The sequence below is a fragment of the Actinomycetospora callitridis genome (assembly GCF_028737265.1).
Lineage (GTDB): Bacteria > Actinomycetota > Actinomycetes > Mycobacteriales > Pseudonocardiaceae > Actinomycetospora > Actinomycetospora callitridis.
The window spans coordinates 691,266-715,419 of the sequence record NZ_JAQZAK010000001.1 but is presented as its reverse complement, the minus strand read 5'-3'; the positions used below and the strand labels follow the sequence as shown (position 1 = coordinate 715,419).

At 74.6% G+C, this 24,154-nt stretch carries 22 protein-coding genes; 9 read left to right on the top strand and 13 right to left on the bottom strand.

Going from position 1 to position 24,154, the window contains the following annotated elements:
• Nucleotides 1-87 precede the first annotated feature (87 nt).
• Complete coding sequence (locus tag PH191_RS03470; RefSeq protein ID WP_274193222.1) at nt 88-1,149, top strand: methyl-accepting chemotaxis domain-containing protein; 1,062 nt, start codon at nt 88-90, stop codon at nt 1,147-1,149.
• A 7-nt stretch (nt 1,150-1,156) separates the two neighbouring features.
• On the opposite strand, the gene PH191_RS03465 is transcribed toward PH191_RS03470, so the two are convergent.
• Both PH191_RS03465 and PH191_RS03460 read right to left on the bottom strand, forming a co-directional pair.
• Nucleotides 1,157-1,837: an alpha/beta hydrolase gene (locus PH191_RS03465; protein WP_274193221.1), complete on the bottom strand. Its 681-nt coding sequence runs from the start codon at nt 1,835-1,837 to the stop codon at nt 1,157-1,159.
• A 94-nt stretch (nt 1,838-1,931) separates the two neighbouring features.
• Entirely contained in the window at nt 1,932-2,339 is a 408-nt protein-coding gene (locus PH191_RS03460) for a PaaI family thioesterase (protein ID WP_274193220.1), read from the bottom strand.
• 117 nt (nt 2,340-2,456) lie between these two features.
• Between PH191_RS03460 and PH191_RS03455 the strand changes: the two genes are divergently transcribed.
• Nucleotides 2,457-2,828: a nuclear transport factor 2 family protein gene (locus PH191_RS03455; RefSeq protein WP_274193219.1), complete on the top strand. Its 372-nt coding sequence runs from the start codon at nt 2,457-2,459 to the stop codon at nt 2,826-2,828.
• Nucleotides 2,829-2,850: 22 nt separating this feature from the next.
• Here PH191_RS03455 and PH191_RS03450 read toward each other — a convergent pair whose 3' ends face one another.
• Nucleotides 2,851-4,866, bottom strand: a complete 2,016-nt coding sequence (locus PH191_RS03450) for a protein meaA (RefSeq protein WP_274193218.1) — start codon at nt 4,864-4,866, stop codon at nt 2,851-2,853.
• 150 nt (nt 4,867-5,016) lie between these two features.
• Between PH191_RS03450 and PH191_RS03445 the strand changes: the two genes are divergently transcribed.
• Nucleotides 5,017-5,313, top strand: coding sequence for a hypothetical protein (locus PH191_RS03445; RefSeq protein WP_274189415.1), 297 nt, complete (start codon nt 5,017-5,019; stop codon nt 5,311-5,313).
• A 4-nt stretch (nt 5,314-5,317) separates the two neighbouring features.
• Here PH191_RS03445 and murA read toward each other — a convergent pair whose 3' ends face one another.
• The 4 genes from murA to PH191_RS03425 are packed head-to-tail and all read right to left on the bottom strand — an operon-like array spanning nt 5,318 to nt 9,586.
• A complete protein-coding gene (gene murA / locus PH191_RS03440; RefSeq protein ID WP_274193217.1) occupies nt 5,318-6,586 on the bottom strand; it encodes a UDP-N-acetylglucosamine 1-carboxyvinyltransferase in 1,269 nt (422 codons plus the stop codon).
• 12 nt (nt 6,587-6,598) lie between these two features.
• A complete protein-coding gene (locus tag PH191_RS03435; RefSeq protein ID WP_274193216.1) occupies nt 6,599-7,450 on the bottom strand; it encodes an ABC transporter ATP-binding protein in 852 nt (283 codons plus the stop codon).
• A 19-nt stretch (nt 7,451-7,469) separates the two neighbouring features.
• Complete coding sequence (locus PH191_RS03430) at nt 7,470-8,543, bottom strand: FecCD family ABC transporter permease (protein WP_274193215.1); 1,074 nt, start codon at nt 8,541-8,543, stop codon at nt 7,470-7,472.
• Nucleotides 8,540-9,586 (bottom strand): FecCD family ABC transporter permease, encoded by a 1,047-nt coding sequence (locus tag PH191_RS03425; RefSeq protein ID WP_274193214.1) that lies wholly within the window; start codon nt 9,584-9,586, stop codon nt 8,540-8,542. Before PH191_RS03425 ends, PH191_RS03430 begins: the two co-directional genes overlap by 4 nt.
• A 125-nt stretch (nt 9,587-9,711) precedes the next feature.
• Between PH191_RS03425 and PH191_RS03420 the strand changes: the two genes are divergently transcribed.
• The 4 genes from PH191_RS03420 to PH191_RS03405 are packed head-to-tail and all read left to right on the top strand — an operon-like array spanning nt 9,712 to nt 13,438.
• Nucleotides 9,712-10,707: an iron-siderophore ABC transporter substrate-binding protein gene (locus tag PH191_RS03420; RefSeq protein ID WP_274193213.1), complete on the top strand. Its 996-nt coding sequence runs from the start codon at nt 9,712-9,714 to the stop codon at nt 10,705-10,707.
• A 19-nt stretch (nt 10,708-10,726) separates the two neighbouring features.
• On the top strand, nt 10,727-12,100 hold the full coding sequence (locus PH191_RS03415; RefSeq protein WP_274193212.1) for a M14 family zinc carboxypeptidase: 1,374 nt from the start codon (nt 10,727-10,729) through the stop codon (nt 12,098-12,100).
• Nucleotides 12,101-12,104: 4 nt separating this feature from the next.
• Complete coding sequence (locus tag PH191_RS03410; protein ID WP_274193211.1) at nt 12,105-12,692, top strand: cob(I)yrinic acid a,c-diamide adenosyltransferase; 588 nt, start codon at nt 12,105-12,107, stop codon at nt 12,690-12,692.
• Nucleotides 12,689-13,438: a glycoside hydrolase family 16 protein gene (locus PH191_RS03405; RefSeq protein WP_274193210.1), complete on the top strand. Its 750-nt coding sequence runs from the start codon at nt 12,689-12,691 to the stop codon at nt 13,436-13,438. The genes PH191_RS03410 and PH191_RS03405 overlap by 4 nt, the downstream gene beginning before the upstream one ends.
• Here PH191_RS03405 and PH191_RS03400 read toward each other — a convergent pair.
• Nucleotides 13,429-14,598: an alanine racemase gene (locus tag PH191_RS03400; RefSeq protein WP_274193209.1), complete on the bottom strand. Its 1,170-nt coding sequence runs from the start codon at nt 14,596-14,598 to the stop codon at nt 13,429-13,431. The genes PH191_RS03405 and PH191_RS03400 overlap by 10 nt on opposite strands.
• Nucleotides 14,599-14,621: 23 nt before the next feature.
• Between PH191_RS03400 and PH191_RS03395 the strand changes: the two genes are divergently transcribed.
• The gene (locus PH191_RS03395) at nt 14,622-15,926 is read left to right on the top strand and encodes a D-arabinono-1,4-lactone oxidase (protein ID WP_274193208.1); all 1,305 of its coding nucleotides are present in this window, start codon (nt 14,622-14,624) and stop codon (nt 15,924-15,926) included.
• 88 nt (nt 15,927-16,014) lie between these two features.
• Here the strand turns inward: PH191_RS03395 and PH191_RS03390 are convergent, their stop codons facing one another.
• The 3 genes from PH191_RS03390 to PH191_RS03380 form a co-directional block, all read right to left on the bottom strand.
• On the bottom strand, nt 16,015-16,989 hold the full coding sequence (locus PH191_RS03390; protein WP_274193207.1) for a TauD/TfdA family dioxygenase: 975 nt from the start codon (nt 16,987-16,989) through the stop codon (nt 16,015-16,017).
• 61 nt (nt 16,990-17,050) lie between these two features.
• Complete coding sequence (sbnA, locus tag PH191_RS03385) at nt 17,051-18,061, bottom strand: 2,3-diaminopropionate biosynthesis protein SbnA (RefSeq protein ID WP_274193206.1); 1,011 nt, start codon at nt 18,059-18,061, stop codon at nt 17,051-17,053.
• 175 nt (nt 18,062-18,236) lie between these two features.
• On the bottom strand, nt 18,237-19,688 hold the full coding sequence (locus PH191_RS03380) for a serine/threonine-protein kinase (protein WP_274193205.1): 1,452 nt from the start codon (nt 19,686-19,688) through the stop codon (nt 18,237-18,239).
• 158 nt (nt 19,689-19,846) lie between these two features.
• Here PH191_RS03380 and PH191_RS03375 point away from each other — a divergent pair, with 158 nt between their 5' ends.
• Complete coding sequence (locus tag PH191_RS03375; protein ID WP_274193204.1) at nt 19,847-20,452, top strand: FHA domain-containing protein; 606 nt, start codon at nt 19,847-19,849, stop codon at nt 20,450-20,452.
• A 14-nt stretch (nt 20,453-20,466) separates the two neighbouring features.
• Here PH191_RS03375 and sbnB read toward each other — a convergent pair whose 3' ends face one another.
• Complete coding sequence (gene sbnB, locus PH191_RS03370; protein ID WP_274193203.1) at nt 20,467-21,495, bottom strand: 2,3-diaminopropionate biosynthesis protein SbnB; 1,029 nt, start codon at nt 21,493-21,495, stop codon at nt 20,467-20,469.
• A 43-nt stretch (nt 21,496-21,538) separates the two neighbouring features.
• Nucleotides 21,539-24,154, bottom strand: a complete 2,616-nt coding sequence (locus PH191_RS03365; RefSeq protein WP_274193202.1) for an amino acid adenylation domain-containing protein — start codon at nt 24,152-24,154, stop codon at nt 21,539-21,541.

Sequence of the window (24,154 nt, the reverse complement as noted above, 5' to 3'; positions counted from 1 at the left end):
GTCCACGCTGGCACTGGACGCCAGGAAATCCACATCCTCGCGAGCGGCTTCGGCGTGATCGACCGCAGGCGCGGGCAGAGTGGGGGCATGGCGTTGGTGCGGATCGGTCCGCTGGCGGTGCCCTCCCCGGGCGAGGTGGTGGACACCGGACGATCGGTGCTCGGCTGGGTCGGCGAGGTCGTCGACGTCGGCGCGCGGCTGCCGGGGCGGGTGGAGGCGCTGCTCGACGAGGTGACGCGGCTGGTGGACGTGCTCGGCACGCTGGCCGACCGCGTCGACGGGCTGGTCGACCGCGCCGACGGGATCGTGGTCCGGGTCGACGGCGTCATGGAGCGCGTCGACGGCGTCCTCGGCGAGGCCCGGCGGATCACCGAGGGCGCGAACGAGGTGGTCGGGAGCGCCCGGTCCATCACGTCCGGTGCCGAGGAGGTCGTGGGCAGCGCCCGCTCGATCACCGCGGGCGCCGAGGAGGTCGTCGGCTCCGCCCGCTCGATCACCGCGGGCGCCGAGGAGGTCGTGGGCAGCGCCCGGTCGATCACGTCCGGGGCCGAGGAGGTCGTCGGCAGCGCCCGCAAGATCACGCTGGGCGCCGACGACGTCGTCGAGTCGGCCCGTCGCATCACCGGCGGCGCCGAGGAGGTCGTCACCTCCGCCCGCTCGATCACCAGCGGCGCCGACGAGGTCGTCACCTCCGCCCGCTCGATCACCAGCGGCGCGAACGAGGTCGTGGAGTCCGCCCGGTCCATCACGTCCGGCGCCGAGGGCGTGGTCGGCGACGCCAAGGAGATCACCGACGGCGCACGCGGGATCGTCGAGGGCGCCGGGGAGACGAGCCGGTCGGCGCAGGAGCTGCTCGGGCTCTACCAGCCGATGCTCGAGCGGGCCGCGCCGCTCGCGGGCCGGTTCGTCGACGAGCTCAGCCCGGAGGAGGTCGACGCGCTGATCAAGCTCGTCGACGAGATGCCCCAGTTCACCGAGCACATGGTCACCGACATCATGCCGATCCTCGCGACCCTCGACCGCGTCGGACCGGACCTCCACGAGCTGCTCGACGTCACGAAGGACCTGCGTCAGGCCATCGACGGCATCCCCGGCTTCGGCTTCCTCAAGAAGCGCGGCGCCGCGAAGGACGACGAGGAGGAGAGCTGACGGCGGCTCAGGTCGCCACCCCGCGCACCACCGACGCCACCTCCTGCGGGCGCGACATCGCCGCGGAGTGCCCGGCGTTGAGGTGCACGACGGCGCCGGCCCGCTGGGCCATCGCCTCCTGCGCGAACGACGGGATCGCCGCGTCGCGGTCGCAGACGACGTAGGTGCTCGGGATGTCGTGCCAGGCGGCCCGCGTCAGCGGCGTCTCGGTGGCGGCCCGGCTCAGCAGCCCGAGCCGCCCGGCCGCCGACGCCGCGGTGGCGGGATCCAGGTCGTTGTAGAAGACGGCTTCGGGGGTCCTCGCGACGATGTGCCGCTCGTGCACCTCCCACCACGGCGGCGGGGTGCCGCCGGCCGCGGCCAGCAACGACTCCCCCGCGTCCAGCATGAACGCGCAGAGGTAGACGAGGTGCGTGACCTGCCCGCCCGCTGGACCAGGGACTCCCTCCGACACCGGCAGCCCGCCGTAGGAGTGCGCGACCACGACGACCGGGCCGTCGATGCCCGCGACCGCCGCCCGCACCGTCTCCGCGTCGTCCTCCAGGCCGCCCAGCTCGTCGGGGCCCCCAGTGCAGCTGGGCAGGTCGACGGTGCGCACGTCGAACTCCCCGAGCTCGGAGATCAGCGGCTCCCAGAACCAGGAGCCGTGCCAGGCGCCGTGGACGAGGAGCAGGGTGGGGCGCGGCATCGGTCCTCCGAGATCGCCGGGATCGGTCGCCGCGGATCGTGGCCCGGGCCACACCACGCGCAGGGCAGCGTTTCCGGTCTCCGGAAGGCCGGGGTCAGGCCGGCAGCACGGCCTGCGTCTGGGTCGTCCGCGCGACGAGGCGGCCCCGGTCGTCGGTGACGTCGGTCTGCACGACGATCTGGGAGCGCCCGGAGTGCACGGGACGGGCCGTCGCCCGGACCTCGCCACCCGAGGAGCCCGAGGAGCCAGACACCGCCCGCAGCAGGTGCGTGCCCGACTGCGTCGTCGCCGTCCGCGCCCCCGCCGGCAGCCCGAGGAACGCGCAGACGGCGCCCGCGGTGTCGGCCAGGGTCATCAGCGCGCCGCCGTGCAGCAGGCCGCCGACGGTGGTGTGCGCGTCGGACCAGGGCAGGACCGCGACGGTCTCGTGGGCGCCGGCGGTCTCCAGCCGGATCCCGAGCCCGGCGGCGAAGGGCATGGACGCGATCAGGTCGTCGCTCATGGCGGGGAGCCTCGCGGGACCGGGCGCTGATCGTCCATGACCCACGAGGTCATCGACCCGCCTACCGCCCCGCGGTCAGGGTTCTCCTCGTCAGCACGACGCACCGAGGAGGACCCCATGACCGACAACGCCGCCCTCGTCCAGCGCTATCTCGCCGCCTGGAACGCCACCGACCCCACCGCGCGCCGCAAGGCGATCGCCGCGGCGTTCACGCCCGACGCCCGCTACGTCGACCCGATGGCCGACGTCCGGGGCCACGACGGCGTCGACGCCCTGATCGCGGGCGCCCAGGAGCAGTTCGCCGGCCTGACCTTCACCCCCGGCGAGGTGCTCGACGCCCACCACGACGTCGTCCGCTTCACCTGGCACCTGGGCCCGGCGGGCAGCAAGGACGCCGAGCCCGTCGTGATCGGGTTCGACGTCGCCGAGGTGGCCGAGGACGGGCGTCTCGAGCGCGTCCACGGCTTCCTGGACCGCGTGCCCGGGTGACCTCGGGCGGGGACGCGTCGGCTCACACGGCCGCCGGCGCGTCCAGCCCGTGCGCCTCGCGGATCACGTCGACGAACTCGCCCATGATCCCGGTCAGCGAGTAGGACTTCGGCGTCACGACGCGGTGCACGCCGAGGCGCTGGAGCTGCTCGGCGTCCTTCGGCGGGATGATGCCGCCGACGACCACCGGGATGTCCTCGGCGCCCGCGCGGGCCAGCCCGTCGAGCACGGCGGGGACGACCTCGAGGTGCGAGCCCGACAGCACCGACAGGCCCACGACGTGCACGCCCTCCTGCACGGCCGCCGCGACGATCTCGGCGGGCGTGAGGCGGATGCCCTGGTAGATCACCTCGAAGCCGGCGTCGCGGGCGCGCACGGCGATCTGCTCGGCGCCGTTGGAGTGCCCGTCGAGGCCCGGCTTGCCGACGAGCATGCGCAGCGACGCCGTGCCCATCTCCTCGGCGGTCGCCTTGACGCGGGCGCGCACCGCGGCCAGGTCCTCGGGCGCCTCGCCGGCGCCCGAGGACGCTGCGGACACCCCGGTGGGCGCCCGGTAGGAGCCGAAGACGTCGCGCAGCGCCCCGGCCCACTCGCCGGTGGTGACCCCGGCCCGGGCGCACGCGAGCGTCGCCTCCATGAGGTTCTCGTCGGTGGTCGCGGCCTCGCGCAGGCGGTCGAGCGCGGCGTCGGCGTCGACCTGGTCGCGGCCCGAGCGCCACTCCTGCACGGCCTTCGCGGCCTCGTCCTCCACCGACTTGTCGACGGTGAAGATCGCCTCGGCGCCTTCGGCCTGCAGCGGGCTGGGCTCGGTGGAGGTGAACTTGTTGACGCCCACCACCACGTCCTCGCCGGACTCCAGGCGCATCCGCCGCTGCGCCAGCGACGAGACGAGCTGCGACTTCATGTAGCCGGAGTCGACGGCGGGCACGGCGCCGCCCATCTCGGCGACCTTCTCCATCTCGGCGCGCGCCCCCTCGGCGATGGCGGCCGTCTTGGCCTCCATGACGTGCGAGCCCGCGAAGATGTCGTCGTGGTCGAGCAGGTCGGTCTCGTAGGCCAGCACCTGCTGCATCCGCAGCGCCCACTGCTGGTCCCACGGGCGCGGCAGGCCCAGCGCCTCGTTCCACGCCGGCAGCTGCACCGCGCGGGCCCGGGCGTCCTTCGACAGCGTCACCGCGAGCATCTCCAGCACGATGCGCTGGACGTTGTTCTCCGGCTGCGCCTCGGTGAGCCCCAGCGAGTTGACCTGCACGCCGTAGCGGAAGCGCCGCATCTTGGCGTCCTCGACGCCGTAGCGCTCGCGGCACAGCTCGTCCCAGAGCTGCGAGAACGCCCGCAGCTTGGCGATCTCCTCGATGAAGTGCAGGCCCGCGTTGACGAAGAACGAGATGCGCCCGACGACCTGGCCGAAGTCGTCCTCGGGCACCTGGCCCGAGTCGCGGACGGCGTCGAGCACCGCGATCGCGGTCGACAGCGTGTAGGCGACCTCCTGCGTCGGCGTCGCCCCCGCCTCCTGCAGGTGGTAGCTGCAGATGTTGATCGGGTTCCACTTGGGGACGTTCGTGTACGTCCAGGCGATCATGTCGGTGATCAGCCGGACGCTCGGCCCGGGCGGGAACGCGTAGGTCCCCCGCGAGAGGTACTCCTTGACGATGTCGTTCTGGGTGGTGCCCGCGAGCTTCGCGCGGTCGGCACCCTGCTCGTCGGCGACGGTGACGTAGAGCGCGAGCATCCACATCGCCGTGGCGTTGATCGTCATCGAGGTGTTGGCCTCGTCGAGCGGGATGCGGTCGAACAGCGCCCGCATGTCCCCGATGTGCGACACGGGCACGCCGACCTTGCCGACCTCGCCCTTGGCCAGCTCGGCGTCGGGGTCATACCCGGTCTGCGTGGGCAGGTCGAACGCGACCGACAGGCCGGTCTGCCCCTTCTCCAGGTTGCGCCGGTAGAGCTCGTTCGACGCGCGCGCCGACGAGTGGCCGGCGTAGGTCCGCATGACCCAGGGCCGGTCGCGGGCGTCGTCGCTGGGGTAGGGCACGTGGGACCTCCTCATCGTGTCACCTGGCAGCATCGCGTCACCTGGCAGATGACCCGCTGATGTTACCGACGGGTCCGGCCCGCGGGGCGGCCCACGGGATGCCGTCAGCCACAGGATCGGTCAGGATGGTCGGGTCCGGAGGAGACACACATGATCGGCTCGATCGGCGAGATCCTGATGGCGATCTCGCTCATGATCTTCATCGCCGGGCTGCTGCGCTGGACGTTCGGCCGGGGCCCCCAGGGCGCGCTGCCCGACGAGAACGGCGACCTCGGCCTGCTCGAGACCGTCGCCGTGGTGCCCACCCGCGAGGCCGCCGACGTGCTCGTCGGCAAGCTGGCCCGCGAGAAGGTGCGGGTGACGGTCAGCCACCGCGAGGACGGCTGGGCCCTGCTGGCCTTCCCCCGCGACGCGAACGACGCCCGCCTGGTGCTGCACGCCCTGTGAGGGATCAGCGCACCGGCGGCGCGACCACCCGGTGAATGGCGCCGCCGAGGGCGGCGAGGTTCTCGACGAACAGCGGGTAGCCGCGGTCGATGTGGGCGACGTCCCAGACCTCGGTCTCCCCGTCGGCGCACAGCCCGGCGAGCACGAGCCCGGCGCCCGCGCGGATGTCGGACGCCCAGACCGGTGCCGACGAGAGCCGCCGCACGCCGCGGACGACGGCGTGGTGGCCGTCGGTGCGGGCGTCGGCGCCGAGCCGGACCATCTCCTCGACGAACCGGAACCGGCCCTCGAACACGTTCTCGGTGATCATCGAGGTGCCCTCGGAGATCGCGGAGAGCGCGATCGCCATGGGCTGGAGGTCGGTGGCGAAGCCCGGGTAGGGCAGCGTCACCCAGTCCACCGAGCGCGGACGGCTCTCCATGACGACCCGGAAGCCCTCGTCCTGCGCGCTGACCTCGGCGCCCGCCTGGGCGAGGCGGTCGAGCACGAGGTCGAGGTGGTGGGGGTCGACGCCGCGCACGGTGACGTCCCCGCCGGCCATGGCGGCGGCGAAGCCCCAGGTCGCGCCGACGATGCGGTCGCCGATCACCCGGTGGTTCGTGGGCGTGAGCGCCCCGCCGCCGTGGACGGTGAGCGTCGACGTGCCGCCGCCCTCGATCTTGGCGCCCATCTGCTGGAGCATCGTCACGAGGTCGACGATCTCGGGCTCGCGCGCGGCGTTGTCGATCACCGTCGTGCCGTCGGCGAAGACGGCGGCCATGAGGATGTTCTCGGTGGCCCCGACGCTGGGGAAGTCGAGCCAGATCTGGGCGCCGCGCAGCGTCTCGGCGTCCGCGACCACACAGCCGTGCGAGATCTCGCTGGACGCCCCGAGCAGGCGCAGGCCCGCCTGGTGCATGTCGAGGGGCCGCGAGCCGATGGCGTCGCCCCCCGGCAGGGGCACCACCGCGCGGCGGCAACGGGCGACGAGCGGCCCGAGCACGCACACCGAGGCCCGCAGCCGCGAGACCGAGCGGTAGTCGGCCTCGGAGGTCAGGTCGGCCGGCACGTCGATCGTCACGGTGGCGCCGTCGACGTCGACCGTGCAGCCGAGGCTGCGCAGGACGTCGGCCATCAGCGGCACGTCGAGGATCTCGGGACAGTTCGTCAGGATCGTCCGGCCCTCGGCCAGCAACGCCGCCGCCATGAGCTTGAGCACGCTGTTCTTGGCGCCGACGACGTCGACGGCCCCGGACAGCGGGCCTGAGCCGCGCACCACGAAGTGCTCGTTCATCGCGGCAGGACGCTACCCGTCGGCCCGGAGGGCGCCGTCGGCGGCGCCGGTGCGGGCCCCCTTCTCCGACGCCGGGCCGCGCAGCGGACGCCGCGGGACGACCATCGGGGTGCCGGTCTCCGGGTCCGGCACCACCCGACACGCGAGGCCGTAGACGTCGGTGACGAGCTCCTCGGTGAGCACCTCGGCCGGCGGCCCGCTCGCGGCCACCACCCCGCCCGGGCGCAGCGCGATCAGGTGGGTCGCGTAGCGCGCGGCCTGGTTGAGGTCGTGGAGCACCGCGACGAGGGTGCGCCCGGACTCGTCGTGCAGGCGGGCCAAGAGCTCCAGCACGTCGACCTGGTGGGAGATGTCGAGGTAGGTCGTCGGCTCGTCGAGCAGCAGGATCGGCGTCTCCTGGGCCAGCGCCATCGCGAGCCAGACGCGCTGGCGCTGGCCGCCGGAGAGCTCGTCGACGGCGCGGTCCGCGAGGTCGGCGACGTTCGTGAGCGTCATCGCCTCGACGACGGCCTTCTCGTCGTCGTCCGACCACTGTTTGAGTAGCTGCTGGTGCGGATAGCGCCCGCGGGCGACGAGGTCGCCGACGGTGATGCCGCCGGGCGCGCTGGCCGTCTGCGGCAGCAGGCCGAGGCGGCGCGCGACCTCCTTGGACCGGTAGCTCGAGATCGCGTGCCCGTCGAGCACCACCGCGCCCTCCTGCGGTGCGAGGACGCGTGCGAGGGCCGCGAGCAGCGTCGACTTGCCGCACGCGTTCGGCCCGACGATCACGGTGAACGAGTCGTCCGGGATCGCCACCGAGAGGTCGGTGGCGACGGTGCGTCCCTCGTAGCCCAGCGTCACGTCCTGGGCGAGAAGGCGGGTCATGAGACTCCCTGGAGTGCGGTCACGTGGTGCTCCCCCGCCACATGCGGACCAGCAGGGCGATGAGGTAGAGGCCCCCGAGCAGGCCGGTGGCGACGCCCACGGGCAGCGGGACGGGCGCGAAGAGGCGGGTCACGGCGAGGTCGCTCACCACGAGCATCGCCGCCCCGAGCAGCGCCGACGGGACGAGGACCGGCGTCGCCGACCGGCTGAGCCGGCGGGCGATCTGGGGTGCGGCGAGCGCGAGGAACGGGATCGGGCCGGCCGCGGCGGTCGCGGCGGCGGCGAGCCCGACCGCGGCGAGCAGCGCGACGTTGCGGGTGCGGGTGACGTCGACGCCGAGGCCGCCCGCCGGGCGGTCGCCGAGCTCGAGCAGGGCCAGGCGGCGCGCGCCGGCGAGCACGATCGGCAGCAGGAGCACCAGCGCGACGGCGAGCGCCACCACCTGCGTCCAGCCGCGGTTGGACAGGTCCCCGAGCAGCCAGGCCTGCGCGTCCACCGCGGTCTGCAGGGCGGCGCGGGTGATCAGCCAGCTGTTCACCGCGAGCAGCATCGCCCCGACGCCGATGCCGATGAGCACCAGGCGCAGGCCCTGCGTCCCCCGCCCGGCGGCGAGGCCGACGACGACGAGCGCGGTGACCACGCCGCCGATCAGGGCGCCCACCGACGTCCCGAGCGTGGTGGCCCCCAGCACGACGATGGCGACGAGCGCGCCCGTCGCGGCCCCGGTGGTGAAGCCGATGACGTCCGGGCTGCCGAGCACGTTGCGCGAGAGGCTCTGCAGCACCGCGCCGCTGACCGCCAGCGCCGCGCCCACCCCGATCGCCAGCAGCAGGCGCGGCAGGCGCAGCGTCAGCACGACGAACTCGGTGGACCGGCTGCCCTGGCCCACCAGCGTCTCGCCCACCTCGACCAGGCTCAGCGGGGCCTCGCCGGTGGTCAGCGAGACCACGGCGCCCACGACGACGACGAGCAGCGACACGACGCCGACGGCGACCGACCGCGGACCCACGCGCAGCGTGACGCGCCCGCCGGCGAGGCGGACGAGGCGGCCGGTGACGGGCGGGGCCGGACGCGGCCGGGGTGGCGCGCTCACACGCTCACCAGCCGGCGCCGGCGGCACAGGGCCACGAAGACGGGCACGCCGAGCACGGCCGTCGTGACCCCGACCTGGATCTCCCCGGGCGGCGCGAGCACCCGGCCCACGACGTCGGCGACGAGCAGCACGATGGCTCCGAGCACGGCGCTGTAGGGCAGCACCCAGCGGTGCGCGGGCCCGACCAGGAACCGCACCGCGTGCGGCACGGCCAGCCCGAGGAAGGCGATCGGCCCGACGGCCGCGGTGGCCGCACCGGCGAGCACCGTCGCCGCGACGCCCGCATGGACGCGGGTGCGCCCGACGTCGAGCCCGAGGGCGGTGCCGGCCCGGTCGCCGAGCACGAGGGTGTCGAGGGCGCGGGACATCGCGAACGCCGCGACCGCGCCGACGGCGATGAACGGGGCCACGGCGAGCAGCACGTCGACGCCCCGGCCGGACAGCGAGCCGAGGTTCCAGAAGCGGAACGAGTCGAACGTGCGCGGGGAGAGCACGAGCGCGGCGTTGACGAGGGCGATGAGCACCGCGGTGACGGCCGCGCCGGCGAGCACGAGCCGGTCGGGGGTGCCCGACGAGCGTCCGGTGGCCCCGAGCACGTGCACGGCCATCATCGCCAGCGCGGCGCCGACCAGCGCGAACCACACGTAGCCGGTCACCGTGCCGACCCCGAAGGCGCCGATGGCGACGACCACCGCGGTCGCGGCACCGGCGTTGACCCCGAGCAGGCCGGGGTCGGCGAGGGGGTTGCGCGACAGGCCCTGCATCACCGCGCCCGAGAGGCCCAGCGCGGCGCCGACGGCGAGGGCGAGCAGGCCGCGGGGCAGGCGCAGGTCCCGGACGATCGCCGCCTCGGTGCCGGTGGCGTCACCGCCGTCGCCGCCCCAGAGCAGCGACCAGGACTGGGCGAGGCCGATGTCGCGCGAGCCGACGCCGATGCTGATCAGCAGCACCACGACGGCCAGGGCGACGAGCCCCACGAGCCCGAGGACGCGCGCCGCCGACCCCGGGCGCGCGCCGCTACGGGTCTCCCCGGGGGACGTCACCTCCGCGACCACCGCGCTGCACGCCTCCCACCGATCGCGAACCCCCGACGACGCGCGCACCCTACCCGTTAGGGTTGCCTAGCCTTCGGATGTCCGAAGTGTCCCGTCCGACGTCAGGAGTCCCCGTGGTCCGCCGCCTCGCCCTCGCGGCCTGCGCCCTCGCCCTGCTCGCCGTCGCCGCGTGCGGTGGCGGCGGCTCCGGCGCCGGCGGCGCCCCCGCCGGCTCGGCGGTCGGCAGCGCCTACCCCGCCACGATCGACACGATGTTCGGCCCGGTCACCGTCGAGGAGCCACCGCAGCGGATCGTGGCGCTGGGCTGGTCGGACGCCGAGACCGCGCTGACCCTCGGGGTCCAGCCCGTCGGCGCGTCGGACTGGCTCGCCTTCGGCGGCACCGGCGTCGGCCCCTGGTCGCCGCCGTACACGACGCCGCCGACGATCCTCGGCACCACGCAGCTCGACTACGAGGCCGTCGCCGCCCTGCGGCCCGACCTCATCCTCGACACGCGTTCCTCGGGCGACCGGCAGCGCTTCGACACGCTCAACCAGATCGCGCCCACCGTCTCCCCGCCGCCCGGGCTCGCCGCCTCCTACGGGACGACGTGGCGCCAGCAGATGACGATGGTGTCGGCGGCGCTGGGCAAGCCCGACGAGGGCGCCCGCCAGATCGCCGGGCTCGAGGAGAAGTTCCGCGCCACCACCGCCGCGAACCCCGGGTTCGCGGGCCGGCCCGCCGGCGTCGGCGCCTCCTTCGGCGGTCAGTGGGGCGCCTACGTCCCCGGCGACTCGCGGGTCGACGTCATGAACGAGCTCGGGTTCACCACCCCGCCGCAGATCGAGGCGCTCGCGGGCAGCGCGAACGGGTCGTTCTACGTGCCGCTCTCCGGCGAGCAGGTCGGCCTGCTCTCCTCCGACCTCACCGTCGTCTTCCCGATCAACGCGAGCGCCGACGCGATCCGCACCGACCCGGTGCTCTCGCGGACCCCGGCCGCGCAGGCCGGGCACCTCGTCGTCCTCGACGACAAGACCACGAGCGACGCGTTCTCCTCGGGCTCGGTGCCCGGCACCGCGGCCGCCCTCGACCGTGCCGTGCCCCAGTTCGCGGGGGCGCTGAGCCGCTGACGCTGGCACCCTCCGGGCCGTGACCGCTCCCCTGCCCGGCTGGCTCGTCGCGGAGATGGCCGCGGTGCCGCCCCGCGACGCGCTGGCCGGGGCCGACGAGCTGGCGGCGGAGTCGGCGCGGCTGGCCGCCGAGCACCCCGGCGTCGTCACCCATCGCCGGATCGGCACGTCGGGCCAGGGCGAGCCGCTGACGGCCCTGACCGTCGGCGGGCCGGGGCCGTCCGAGCCATCCGGGCTGGTCATCGGCCTGCCGCACCCGAACGAGCCGGTGGGCGGGCTCACCGCGCTGCACCTGGCGCGGCGTCTCGCGGAGGACGACGGCCTGCGCGCCCGGCTCGGGCTCACGTGGCACGTCGTCCCGTGCATCGACCCGGACGGCCTGCGGCTCAACGAGGGCTGGCTCGCCGGGCCCTTCACCCGCGAGCACTACGCGCGCCACCTCTACCGGCAGGCGGGCACCGAGCAGATCGAGTGGAGCTTCCCGCTCGCCCACAAGGACGCGTGGTTCGACGCGGTGCTGCCCGAGACGCTCGCCCTGATGCGGCTCGTCGACGAGCACCGCCCGGTACTCATGGCGTCGCTGCACAACGCCGAGGTCGGCGGCGTCTACCACTACCTGAGCCGCCCCGAGCCCGACCTGCACCCGGTGCTCCAGGCCGTCCCCGCCGAGGTCGGCCTGCGTCTGCACCGCGGCGAGCCCGAGGCCCCGTGGATCCCGCTGCTCGCCGAGGGCATCTACCGCTCGCTCGACATCCGCGACGCCTACGACCACCTCGAGGTCACCGGGGAGCACGAGAACCTCGCGGGCGGGAACTCCACCGGCGCCTACGCCGCCCGTCACGGCACGTTGACGCTGGTCACCGAGGTGCCCTACTGGCGCGACGACCGCCTCGGCGACGACGCCGCGAGCGGCCACGACCGGGCGACGCTGCTGCGCGGGGCCGCCGAGGCCGTCGACGACCTCGCGACCACCCTCACCGGCGCCCTCACCGCGCTCGCCGGCCTCGTACACGAGTCGCCGTTCGTGCGCGCCACCCGATTCTTCGCCCCGTTCCTCGCGGGCAGCGCGACCGACCTGGCGCGCCGGGCCACCCAGGACCCCGACCGGCCCGCGACCGTCGCCGAGCACGCCTCGCTGGACGAGGTGGTCGACATGGCCCGGCTGCGCTACGGCGGCATGCTCCTGCGGGCGCTCGACGCCGAGCACGCGCTCGGCAACGTCCGGCCCGCGGTGCGCGCGGCCCGCGCCGACCTCGCGGCGCGCTTCGCGGTGTGGTCGGCGGAGGCCGCCGGGCGCGCGCCGGCCACCCGGGTCCCGCTGCGCGACCTCGTCGCCGTCCAGGCCGCGTCGGTGCTCGGCGCCGCCGCGCACCTCGCCGCGTCCCTAGACTGACGCCGTGGCCGTACACCTGACCCGGATCTACACGCGCACCGGCGACGACGGGACGACGGGCCTGTCGGACTTCTCGCGCGTGCCCAAGACCGACCCGAGGCTCTCGGCCTACGCCGACTCCGAGGAGGCGAACGCCGCGATCGGGGTCGCGCTCTCGGTCGGGTCGCCGCCGGAGGCGATCGTCGCCCCGCTGCGCCAGATCCAGAACGACCTCTTCGACGTCGGCGCCGACCTCGCCACCCCGGTGATCGAGAACCCGGAGTACCCCCCGCTGCGCGTCACCGAGCGCCAGGTCGAGCGGCTCGAGGGCTGGTGCGACGAGTTCAACGAGGACCTGCCCAAGCTCAACTCGTTCATCCTGCCCGGCGGCACCCCCGCGGCCGCCTACCTGAACATCGCGCGCGTGGTCACCCGCCGTGCCGAGCGCAGCACCTGGGCCGTGATCGCGGCCGATCCCGACCGGACCAGCAGACTGCCCGCGCACTACCTCAACCGGCTCTCCGACCTGCTGTTCATCCTCGGACGCGTGGCCAACCCGGGCGGCGACGTGCTGTGGGTCCCGGGCGGCCCGGAGGAGCAGCGGGACGGGTGACCGGGTTCGAGGAGCGGTTCGACCACGGGCTCGACCCCGGCGTCTGGACGCCGTCCTACCTCCCGGCGTGGAGCTCGCGCGAAGCCGCCGCGGCGACGTGGTCGGTCGACGACGAGGGCCTGCACCTCACGATCCCGCCCGAGCAGCCGCTGTGGTGCCCGGACGACCACGACCCGCCGCTGCGTGTCTCGGGCGTGCAGTCGGCGAACCGGTCGGGGCCGGTGGGCAGCACCGACGGCCAGCAGCCGTTCCAGCCCGGACAGACCGTGCGCGAGGAGCAGCCCACCGTCCTCGGGCTCACCCCGGGCGACGGGACCGTCGCGGTCGAGTGCCGCGCGGGTCTCGGGGTGTCGTCGATGTTCTCGGCCTGGCTCATCGGCCTGGAGGACGCTCCGGAGCGGTGTGGCGAGATCTGCCTGGTGGAGGTGTTCGGCGACACCGTGACCGGCACGCACGCCACCGTCGGCTCGGGCATCAAGGCCTTCCGCGACCCGCACCTCGTCGAGGACTTCGTCGCCGAGCCCCGCGACCTCGACGTCACCGCCTGGCACACCTACGCCGCACGCCGCAGCCCCGGCCGCGTCGAGCTCTCGATCGACGGCGTGCCCACCCGGACGCTCCACCAGGCACCGGACTACCCGATGCAGCTGATGATCGCGGTGTTCGACTTCCCCGCGCACGACCCCGCCCCGGACCTCACCGCGGTCCCGGAGCTCGTGGTGCGCCAGGTGCGGTATCAGCCGTAGGCCTTCCCCTCGCCGCGGTAGGTCGGCACGGTGCGCACGACGCGGTCGCCCACGACGAGGTGGTACGCGGTGAGGTGCTCGGCGAGCTCGCCGGCCTTGGCCGGACGCATCCACACACGGTCACCGAGGGCGGGGACGTCGCGGCCCCGGACCGGCGTCTGCACCTCCCCGGCGCCCTCGGTGCCGGTCAGCGCGAGGTCCGTGCGGACCGGGGACGGGAGCCGCGAGGAGGCCGCCGGCCCCGAGGCCACCCAGCCACCGCCGGCCAGCGTGGCCGTCCGGTCGTCGGGACGCCGCACCACGGACAGCGCGTAGGCGAGCGCGGGCCGCGGGTGCATGCGCGTGTAGCCGTCGAAGAGCGTGGAGCCGATCAGCGCCGAGCCCGCGGCGATCTCCGTGATCGACGGGTCCGCGCGCGTGGACTCCACGCTGCCGCTCCCGCCGCCGTTGACGAACTCCAGGTCGGCGACCTCGCGCACCGCCCGCACCACCGCGCCCCGGCGCTCGGCGAGCTCGGCGGCGGACCGTCGCTGCATCCACCGCACCGCCGCGTCGCGGGCCCGCGAGCCGGTGGCGTCCGGCACCCCGGCGATCTGGCCCTCGTAGGCCATGAGCCCGACGAGTCGGAAACCCGGACGTGCCGCGACCGCCCGGGCGAGCCGGGCGGCCTCGTCAGCGGTGCGGACGGGTGAGCGGCGGGCGCCGACGTGCACGCCGCGCACGGGGCGCCACGCGGCGTCGAGATCGAGGCACACCCGCAGCTCCCGGTGCCGGGCGCCCACGGCGGCGTCGACCAGGTCGAGGTGCTCGACGGAGTCGACCATGAGCGTCACCTCGGCCCGGGCGTCCTCGTCGCCCGTGAGGTCGCACAGCGCGGCGCGGTCCACCGTCGGGTAGCCGACGAGCAGGTCGTCGCCGGTGCTGTTCCCGACGTGCCAGAGCGCCTCGCGCAGCGAGTAGCACATCAGCCCCGTGACGCCCGGCCGGTCGACGGCGCGCTCGATGAGGGCGCGGCACCGCAGGGACTTGGTGGCGAGCCGGATCGGGAGCCCCGCCGCCCGCGCGACGAGGTCGTCGAGGTTGGCGTCGAAGGCGTCGACATCGACGATCGCGAAGGGCGGGTCGAGGTCGGCGGTCGCGCGATCCCAGCGGTCGATCACACCGGCGACGCTACGGTGCCGAGGTGACTCGCGGTACGTGGCGGAACTGGGCGGGGACGGTGGCCGCCACCCCGTCCCACGTGCACCTCCCCCGCTCGGTCGACGACGTCGTCGCCGCGGTGCACGCCGCCCGGGGCTCGCACCTGCGGCCCCGCGGCAGCGGCCACTCGTTCACCGCGCTCGCCGCCACCGACGACCACGCGATCGATCTGCGGCACTGGACGGGCCTCGAGTCCCTGGACACGACGACCCGGCGCATCCGGGTCCGCGCGGGCACCACGCTGCGGGCCCTCAACGCCGCCCTCGACGCGCACGGCCTGGCGCTGGCGAACCTCGGGGACATCGACGCCCAGACCGTCGCCGGGGCCGTCGCCACCGGCACGCACGGCACCGGCGCCCGGCTCGGCGGGCTGGCCACGCAGATCACGGCGCTCGACCTCGTGCTCGCCGACGGCACAACCGTGCACGCCGACGCCGCCGAGCGCCCCGAGCTGTTCGCCGCCGCCCGCGTCGGGCTCGGCGCGCTGGGCGTCGTCACCCACGTGACCCTGCAGGCCGTGCCCGCGTTCACGCTGCGGGCGAGCGAGCGCCCGGAGCCGCTGGACGAGGTGCTCGGCGACCTCGACGGCCTGCTCACCGGCACCGACCACGTCGAGTTCTACTGGTTCCCGTACGGCGACCACGCCCTGGTCAAGCGCAACCACCGCGTGCCGGCCGCCGAGGCGCCGCCGCCGCTGCACCCGGTGCGGCGCTTCGTTGAGTACGACCTCGTCGAGAACGCCGCCTTCGGGGCCCTGTGCCGGGTCGGGCGCGCGCTGCCCCGCACCGCCGTCCCGCTCGGCCGCGTCGCCGGCGCGGTGCTCTCGGCCCGCGAGTACGGCGACCGCTCCGACCGGGTGTTCACGACGACGCGCCGCGTCCGGTTCGTGGAGTCGGAGTGGGCGCTGCCGCGGACGCGCCTCGGTGAGGTGCTCACCGAGCTCCGCACCCTCGTGTCCCGCCTGGAGCACCCCGTGCTCTTCCCCGTCGAGGTGCGCGTCGCCGCCGCCGACGACGTCTGGCTCTCGACCGCCCACGGCCGCGACACCGCCTACGTCGCGATCCACCAGTACGTCGGCGCGCCGTACCGGGCGTACTTCGCGGCGTTCGGCGACGTCGCCGCAGCGGCGGGCGGGCGCCCCCACTGGGGCAAGGAGCACCACCTCGACGCCACGGATCTGGCCCGGCGCTACCCGCGCTTCGACGACTTCCGCCGCGTGCGCCGCGACGTCGACCCCGCCGGCCTGTTCGGCAACGACCACCTTGACCGCATCCTGGGCCCGGTCTGAGCACCTCGTCCGGGTCCGGCAACGCTTCGATCTCCGAAGCATCCCTGCTGGAGGAGGTCGCCTGCGTCCTCCCCTCGAGGGGCCCGATTCACCCCAGGCGGATCGCGTCCGCCATCCCGACGACCACCTCGCGGTCGCCCTGGTAGGGCTCGCGGCCGTGGGCGGTGCGGATGTTGTCGACGACCATGACGTCGCCCGCCTGCCACGGCTCGCTCACGGTGTGGGCGGCGTACGCGTTGTTGATCAGGTTCACCACGTCCTCGCCGATCGGCTCGCCGTTGCCGAAGCGCGTGGTGAACGGCAGGCCGTCGGGTCCGTAGGACTCCACGAGGTACTCGCGGATGTCCGGGTCGAGCGTCCACTCGTTGAGGAACGCGACCTGGTTGAACCAGCACGGGCGTCCGTCGACGGGGTGGCGCACCACGGCGCGGCGGCGCTGACGGGTGCTCAGGCCGTCGCCGTTCCAGGTGAACTCGATGCCCTGGCTCCGGCAGTAGTGCTCGACGGCGCCGCGGTCGCTGGTGCCGAAGGCCTCGGCCCACGACGCGCCGATCTCGTCGTTGTAGTTGCGGACCAGCAGCCAGCCCTCGTGGTCGAGTCGCGCCACCAGGGGCTGGGGCAGCGCCTGGAGCACGGCCGAGGCGTCGCCGACCGGGGTGGCACCGCCGGAGGCCGGCGGGGTCAGGCAGGCGAAGAACATGAAGGCGGGCGGGTCGGGCAGGTAGCTCAGCTCGTTGTGCAGGCACATCTGCTGGGTCGCCGGCCACTGGGTGGACGAGTACAGCCCGTTCCCGAGCGCGGTGCGGGGCGCGAAGGGCTCACGCTCGGCGAGCAGGCCGACCGCCGCGAGGCGGCCGAACACGGCGGCCGTCTGCGCGTGGTCGCGGACCCCGAGCCCACGGATCATGACCGAGCCGTGGCGGGCCACGATCTGGCGCACGTCGTTGCGGAAGTGCGCCGCCCAGCCGACGGGGTCGGGGCCGGGGTTCGTCCACAGGATCGGGGGACGGCCGGGACGGAGGTCGAGGTTGCCGGCGGCGGGCTGGTGCATCGTGGACGACATTGGTGACTCCGGTCGGGATCGAGCTGTCTGGTGGGGGCTGGGCGGGCTGTCGTGGGCGGGATCAGGCGGTGGACGCCGGCGGGGCGGTGGGCAGGTTGTCGGGCAGGACGTGACGACCCGTCAGGCGGGCGCGGGCGCCGTAGTGCTCCTCGCGCCAGAGCGGGGCGTAGACGGTCTCGAGGTAGCGCTCGCCGGAGTCCGGCGCGAGGGTCACGGCGGTCATGCCGGGCCACCCGTTCCGGCCCATCCAGTCGGCGGCACCCGCGACGACGGTGCCGGTGGAGCCGCCGAACAGGAACCCGCGCATCGCGAGGCGCTGGCACATCCGCAGGGTCTCGGTCTCGGGGACGATGACGACGTCGTCGATCATCGAGCGGTCGAGCGCCGGCGGGGTCATGCCCATGCCCAGCCCCGGGATGCGGCGGTTGGCGGCCGGGCCGCCGAAGCTGACCGAGCCCTCGACGTCGATCGCGACGATCTTGACGTCGGGCCGGTGCTGCTTGAACCAGCGGGCCGTGCCCATCAGCGTCCCGCAGGTGCCCGCGCCGACGAACACGACGTTGACGTGGGGGAACGTCCGGGCGATCGCGGGCCCGGTCTGGGCGTAGTGGGCTCCCGCGTTGGCCGGGTTCTCGTACTGGTTGAGCCAGACGGCGTCGGGGTTCTCCGCGCAGATGGAGTCCAGGTGCTCGAGGCGGGCGCCGAGCAGGCCGGTCTCGGGGTGGGGTTTGTCGACGACGTGGACCTCGCCGCCGAAGGCCTCGATGAGCTTGCGCGTCTGCATGTTGCAGCGGTCGTCGGTGACGCAGACGAAGCGGTAGCCGTAGTTCGCGCAGACCATCGCGAGGGCGACGCCGAGGTTGCCCGACGACGACTCGACGACGATCGACCAGGGGTTGAGCCTGCCCTCGGCCTGGGCCGCGCCGATCATCGAGGCCGCGGCCTTGAGTTTCACGGAGCCCGCGAAGTTCATGCCCTCGACCTTGAGGAAGAGGTGGCGCTCGACGATCGCGTTGAGGTCCACGAAGAGGTCGTCGGTGTTGTACTGCTGGGGCGCGGAGATGATGGTCATGGCGACCTCCTCGGTTTCGCTGTCGTCGTTCCGGTGTGACGCCAAGGATGGGCCGGGCCGTCCCGCCTCGACATCGCCGCGCGGCCACCCTTCCCGCTGCTCGGGGTCAGGGTTCTGTCACCGCGGAGCAAGGGTCGGCGTGGCGTCGGGACGTCGTCCATCGCGAGACCTCCGATCAGCCGGCGGCGGGCGTCAGGAGCACCGCGACGTACACGGCGCCCGCGACGACCAGCGCCACGAGGAGGACGGACAGGACGATCCACAGCGCCTTGCGCAGGAGGCGTCGCCGCTCGGGCGAGGCCGACGGGGCCGGGTCGGTGGGCGGCGGCGGTTCGGGGGCCGGACCTGCCACCGAGACGGCACGGGGCTGGTGGACCCGGAGGTCGGACGTGGGATCCGCGGGGGCGGGCGTCCGCGCCGGCGGCGCGTGGGCCCCGGCCGGCCGGCCGGCTCCCGGTGCCGCGCCCGTCGGACGCCGGGCCCCGCTCCCCGCCGGCGGCTGCTGCCCCGGGGTCCAGCCCGGGCGCATCGCCGTCCGGGGCGGGCCGCCGGGACCCCGGGGTGGGGCGTGGGCGGCGCCCGTCGCCCGCGCTGCCGGCCGCAGGACCGTCGTGGCGTCGGCGGGGGCCGCGTGGCCGGCGCCCGTGGCGGGCACGACCGTGGTGGGCACCTCGATCGGTGCGGAGGCGGCCGACTGCTGGGTGCCGCCCCGGCGGGGCACGGCGGGCGTGGCGAGCTCCGCCTCACTCCGGCGCCACTGCGCCGTGGTGGGGGTGGACGGCTCGGCGCGGCCGGCGCCGGCGTCGAGGGCCGCCCGGGCCGCGGCGGCGAGCTCGCCCGCGCTCGCGGGCCGCTTCGCGGGGTCCTTGGCCAGGCCCGAGGCGATCAGGGTGTCGAACGCCGGGTCCAGGCCCGGCACCGAGCGCGACGGCGTGGGCGGGGTCCAGGTGAGGTGCGCGGTCATCAGCTCGACGGGCTCGTCGATCGGGTAGGGCCTGCTCCCGGTGAGGCACTCGAACAGGAGGCACGCCAGCGCGTAGACGTCGATCCCGTGCCCGCCCTCGCCCGAGAACCGCTCCGGGGCCATGTAGTCGAGGCTCCCGATGAGGACGCGGGTGCCGGTGAGCGGTGCGCTCTCGTCGCCGCCGACAGAGCGGGTGATCCCGAAGTCGACGAGGTAGACGAAGTCGTGGGCGCCGACCCCGTCGTCGATGAGGACGTTCGACGGCTTCACGTCGCGGTGGATGAGGCCCGCGTGGTGGGCGGCGTCCAGCGCGGACGCGACCTGCTCCACGATCGCCACCGCGCGCGCGGGCGGGAGCCGGCCCTCGGTCTGGAGGACCTGCTCGAGATCCGCGCCCCCGACGAGACGCATGTCGAGGAACAGCTGCCCGTCGATCTCGCCGTAGGAGTGGATCGGGATGACGTGCGGGCTGCGCAGACGGGCGACCAGCCGGGCCTCGCGGCGGAAGCGCCGCTGGTACTCGTCGTCGCCGGCGGCCTCGGCCGCGAGGCGCTTGAGGGCGACGACCCGGTCGTGCTCGGTGTCGTGGGCCTCGAACACCTCACCCATTCCGCCCCGGCCGACCACGCGGAGTAGCTCGTACGGCCCGAACTTCTCGGTCACACGGGTCACCCCCTCCCGTCGATCGACCCTGATGACACTATGTCGCACACGCCCTCGAACGTGATAGACCGTCTGGCGTACTCTCACTCGAATGTGACGGTCGGTGACTGCCGGCGGCGATCGCGGCGGTGTGACCGGCTCGTGTCGAGGAGGCGAGGGTGACCAGCGACGGGGCGCGCGCGCCGAGCTTCCTCGAGGTGTGGCGGCCCGGCGGCGTCGAGGTGGTCCTCCTCGACGGGCCGACGATGACCATCGGGCGGGACGAGGGCAACGGGGTCGTGCTCGACCACGACGGCCAGGTGTCGTCCCTGCACGCCGTGCTGCAGTCCTACGGGGCGGGCTGGGCGATCCGCGACCTCGGCAGCACCAACGGGACCGTGGTGGCGGGCGAGCGGCTCATCGCCGAGCGCGCCCTGCGTCACGGCGACGCGATCCAGGTCGGGTCGACGCGGCTGGTGTTCCGCGGTCCGGCGGGCCGCTCGGCGCCCACGACCGCACCGCACCGGCCCCCGGAGCTCACCCGCCGCGAGCGCGACGTCCTCGTGGCGCTCTGCCGGCCGCTGTTCTCCGGTGCGGTGTTCACCGAGCCCGCCACGGCCCGCGCGGTCGCCACGGAGCTCGTCGTCTCCGAGGCCGCGGTCAAGCAGCACCTGCTGCGCCTCTACGACAAGTTCGACCTGGACCCGGCGAGCACGCGGCGCCGCGTCGAGCTCGCCAACGCGGCGCTGCAGCGCGGTGCGGTCACCCCCGGCGAGCTCACCTGAGCCCATCCGGCGCCCTAGCCGTACCGCTTGAGCTCGTGGAAGAAGTCGTCGACCACGTGCAGGCCGCCGGTCTTCCGGACGTGGTCGTAGACGTCCTTGCCCAGCGCGAGGTCGAGGATGCCGAGACCGAACGGCGAGAACACGACGGTCCGGTCGGTCGGCAGCGTGATGCGCCCCTCGAGGACGTCGCCCAACGTGCCGTCGATGTGGTCCCGGTTCCCGGTCTCCTGCTCCACCAGGTGCACCGAGGTGTTGGCGCGCAGGCAGTGGTCGACGTCGTCGACGATGTTCGTCGACGCCTGCACCACCTCGGGCCCGAGGTCGCGCAGCGAGACGTGGAGCACCAGCGGGTGGTGGTCGAACCACGCCGGGTCGTGCACGTGGGGCGTCCCGGCGACCGTGGCGAAGACGACCAGGTCGCTGCCCCGGATCAGCGACTCGGAGTCGTCGTGGACGGTGATCGTGCCCGTGCCCTCCTGCGTCTCGAGGTAGCCGCGGAAGCCCTCGGCGCTCTCGGTCTTCAGGTCGAACACGCCGGTCTCGTCGAACGTCCACCCGGTCGTCGCCAGGTACTTGTGCAGGTAGCGGGCGATGAGCCCCACCCCGAAGAAGCCGACGCGGCGGGGACGCTCCCGGCCGCGGGTCAGTCGGTCGGCGGCCAGCACCGCCGAGGCCGAGGTGCGGCTCGCGTTGATGATCGACGCCTCGAGGCAGGCGAAGGGATAGCCCGTGTCGTGGTCGTTGAGGATCAGCACGGCCGACGCGCGGGGCACCCCCGCCGCCACGTTCTCCGGGAAGCTCGAGACCCACTTGATCCCGTCGACGTTCACGTCGCCCCCGACCGACGCGGGGAGCGCGATGATCCGCGAGGTCGGGCGGTCCTCGAAGGTCAGGAAGTACGACGGCGGGTTGTGGGTCCGGCCGGCGTCGTGGAGCCGGTAGGTCTCCTCCATGAGGGCGACGACCTCGGGTTCCCGTCCCTGCAGCGCCTCCCCCACCTGTGCACCCGGGATCACCGCGAACGGCGGCACCGTCACCGACATGAGTGGCTCCTTCGCAGTCGTCTTTCCGGGGTCTTCTCGGGGGTCACGACGAGGGGGTGAGGCCGGAGGGCTGCAGGCGGACGGTCGGCGCCTCGTCCTCGGCCACGGAGGCGGGCACAGCGGCGGGCGCGGGGGCCGGGACGTCCGCGGTCGTGCTGTCGATGAGCGCGGCGAGGTCGGCGAGCACCGGGTTCCGCACGATGTCCGGCAGGCTCACGGCCTTCTTCAGCCCGACGGCCATCTTCACCGCGAGCAGCGAGGAGCCGCCGCGGTCGAAGAAGTGGGTGTCGCGCCCGAGCGCCGAGGCGTCGACGCCCAGCAGCGGCGCCCAGACCGCGGCCACCCGCGCCTCGGTCGGCGTCAGGGGGGTCACGTCGGCGTCGGCGGCGGGGGCCTCCGGCTCGTCGAGGGCGAGCGCGAGGGCCGTCAGCGCCTTGCGGTCGATCTTGCCGTTCGGGGTGAGCGGCAGGGTCTCCTGGTGGTGCAGCACCGGCGGGACCATGTAGGCGGGCAGCGCCGCGCCGAGGGTCGCGCGCAGCACCTCGGTCTCCACCGGCGCGGCGGCGCCGTAGAAACCGACCAGCTGCTTGCCGCGCCCCGGCCGCTCGGCGACGACCACCGAGGCGTCGCGCACCCCGGGCGCGCGCAGCAGGGTGTTCTCCACCTCGCCGATCTCGATGCGGAACCCGGAGATCTTCACCTGGTGGTCGCGGCGCCCGAGGAAGTCGAGCTTGCCGTCGGGGAGCCAGCGCCCGTGGTCGCCGCTGCGGTACAGGCGCTCGCCCGGGCGCAGCGGGTCGGACACGAACGCCTTCGCGGTGCGGTCGGGGTCGTTGACGTAGCCGCGGCCGACGCACACCCCGGAGAACACGATCTCCCCCGGCGCGCCGAGCGGGACCGGGTTCAGCGCCTCGTCGACGACGTAGACCCGGACGTTGGGGACCGCGGGCCCGAGCGGTACGCGCTCGCCGGCGGGCACCTCGGTGAGGATCTCGTGGTTGGTGTCGTCGCAGGTCTCGGTCAGCCCGTAGGCGTTGACCACCGCGACGTCGGGACGTACGGAGAACCAGCGGGCCACCAGCTCCTTCTTGACGGCCTCGCCGGTGACCGCGAGGCGCCTCAGCGCGGGCAGCACCTCGGCGGCCGGGGCGTCCTGCTGCTCGAGGTAGGAGACGACGACGTCGAGGTAGGACGGCACGAGCTGGGCGACCTCGACCCGGCGGCGGGCCAGGAGGTCGACGAACGACGGGACGTCGAGGATCGTCTCCTGCTCGACGAGGACCGTGGTGCCGCCCACCAGCCACGGCGCCACGAGCTGCCAGAGCGAGATGTCGAAGCACTGCGGGGCGGTCTCGGTGACCACCGTGCCCTCGGTGATCCCGAGGTCCTCGATCTTCGCGTACAGGTGGTTGACCATCCCCGCGTGCTCGCACATGGCGCCCTTCGGCTCGCCGGTGGAGCCGGAGGTGAAGTACAGGTAGGCGAGCCGGTCGCCGGCGATCTCCACCCGCGGGACCGCGTCACCGTGCTCCTCCGCGACGGCGTCGTCGACGAGCAGGCGCTCCGGGGCCGCCGCGCCGAGGCTCGCCAGGGCCTCGTCGAGCGTGGTCGTGCTGCCCCGCTCCCCCAGCACGAGCCGGGCCTGGGCCCGCGTCAGCACGGTGGCGATCCGGTCGGGCGGGAAGTGGGGCTCCAGGGGCAGGTACGCGGCGCCCGCCTTGAGGATGCCGAGCACGCTCGCCGCCCAGTCGAGCGTCCGCTCGGCCACCACCGCGACGATGCCCTCGGGGGGCAGGCCGCGGGCCAGCAGGGCGCGCGCGATCCGGTCGGTGACCTCGTCGAGCTCGCGGTAGGTCCACGAGCGGTCGCCGTGCACGACGGCGACGCGGTCGGGGTCGGCGGCGGCCCGCGCCCGGATGATCTCGTGGGCGGGGAGGTCGGGACGCTCGCGCTCCGGGCCCGCGAGGCCGTCGACCTGGAACGCCAGCTCCTCGGGACCGACGAGGCCCGCCGCCCCCGGCGCCGCGTCCGGGTCGGCGCACAGCTGCCCGAGGGCGGTGAGGTGGTAGCCCGCGAGCCGCTCGGCGGCCTCGACGTCCAGCTCGCGCGGGCGGTGGACGACCCGCAGCAGGTCGCCCGCGGGACGGTCGACCCGGAACACGGTGTCGTCCGCGAGGGGGGCGCTCTCCCCGGCTCCGAGCCCCAGGACGGTCTCGGGCCAGAGGCCCGCGAGGTCGCGTCGCGCCCGGGCGAGGGCGGCCGCCTCGTCGGCGCTGTCCGCGGCCGTCAGCGAGGTCACCGCCGTCGCCGCGTCCGCGACCAGGGCCCGCCACGACGCGACGTCCGTGTCGAGGCGGCACGGCAGCATCCGATCGGTGACCACGACCCCGGCGAGCACCTCGCGCTCGGCGGTGAGCGCCGCGAGGACCCGTGCGTGCGCCGCGAGCAGCAGGGCCTCGGGACCGACGCCGAGGGCCTCCGCCTGCGCGGACACCGCGGCGGCCAGCTCGCCCGGCACGGCGACGGTGGTCGCGACGGGTCCGTCGCCGGACGTCCCGGGGGTGCGGCTCCACCGCGGCACGGCGGTGGCGCCACTCGCCAGGACGGCACGCCAGCGGGTGTCGTCGGTGACTGCGCACGTGGTCGTGGCCTGGGTCAT

Bases quoted from the DNA above. Each gene is read 5' to 3' on its own strand.
- PH191_RS03470 (WP_274193222.1), top strand. From the start codon at position 88: ATGGCGTTGGTGCGGATCGGTCCGCTGGCGGTGCCCTCCCCGGGCGAG.
- PH191_RS03465 (WP_274193221.1), bottom strand. From the start codon at position 1,837: ATGCCGCGCCCCACCCTGCTCCTCGTCCACGGCGCCTGGCACGGCTCC.
- PH191_RS03460 (WP_274193220.1), bottom strand. From the start codon at position 2,339: ATGAGCGACGACCTGATCGCGTCCATGCCCTTCGCCGCCGGGCTCGGG.
- PH191_RS03455 (WP_274193219.1), top strand. From the start codon at position 2,457: ATGACCGACAACGCCGCCCTCGTCCAGCGCTATCTCGCCGCCTGGAAC.
- PH191_RS03445 (WP_274189415.1), top strand. From the start codon at position 5,017: ATGATCGGCTCGATCGGCGAGATCCTGATGGCGATCTCGCTCATGATC.
- murA (WP_274193217.1), bottom strand. From the start codon at position 6,586: ATGAACGAGCACTTCGTGGTGCGCGGCTCAGGCCCGCTGTCCGGGGCC.
- PH191_RS03435 (WP_274193216.1), bottom strand. From the start codon at position 7,450: ATGACCCGCCTTCTCGCCCAGGACGTGACGCTGGGCTACGAGGGACGC.
- PH191_RS03390 (WP_274193207.1), bottom strand. From the start codon at position 16,989: ATGTCGTCCACGATGCACCAGCCCGCCGCCGGCAACCTCGACCTCCGT.
- sbnA (WP_274193206.1), bottom strand. From the start codon at position 18,061: ATGACCATCATCTCCGCGCCCCAGCAGTACAACACCGACGACCTCTTC.
- sbnB (WP_274193203.1), bottom strand. From the start codon at position 21,495: ATGTCGGTGACGGTGCCGCCGTTCGCGGTGATCCCGGGTGCACAGGTG.
- PH191_RS03365 (WP_274193202.1), bottom strand. From the start codon at position 24,154: ATGACCCAGGCCACGACCACGTGCGCAGTCACCGACGACACCCGCTGG.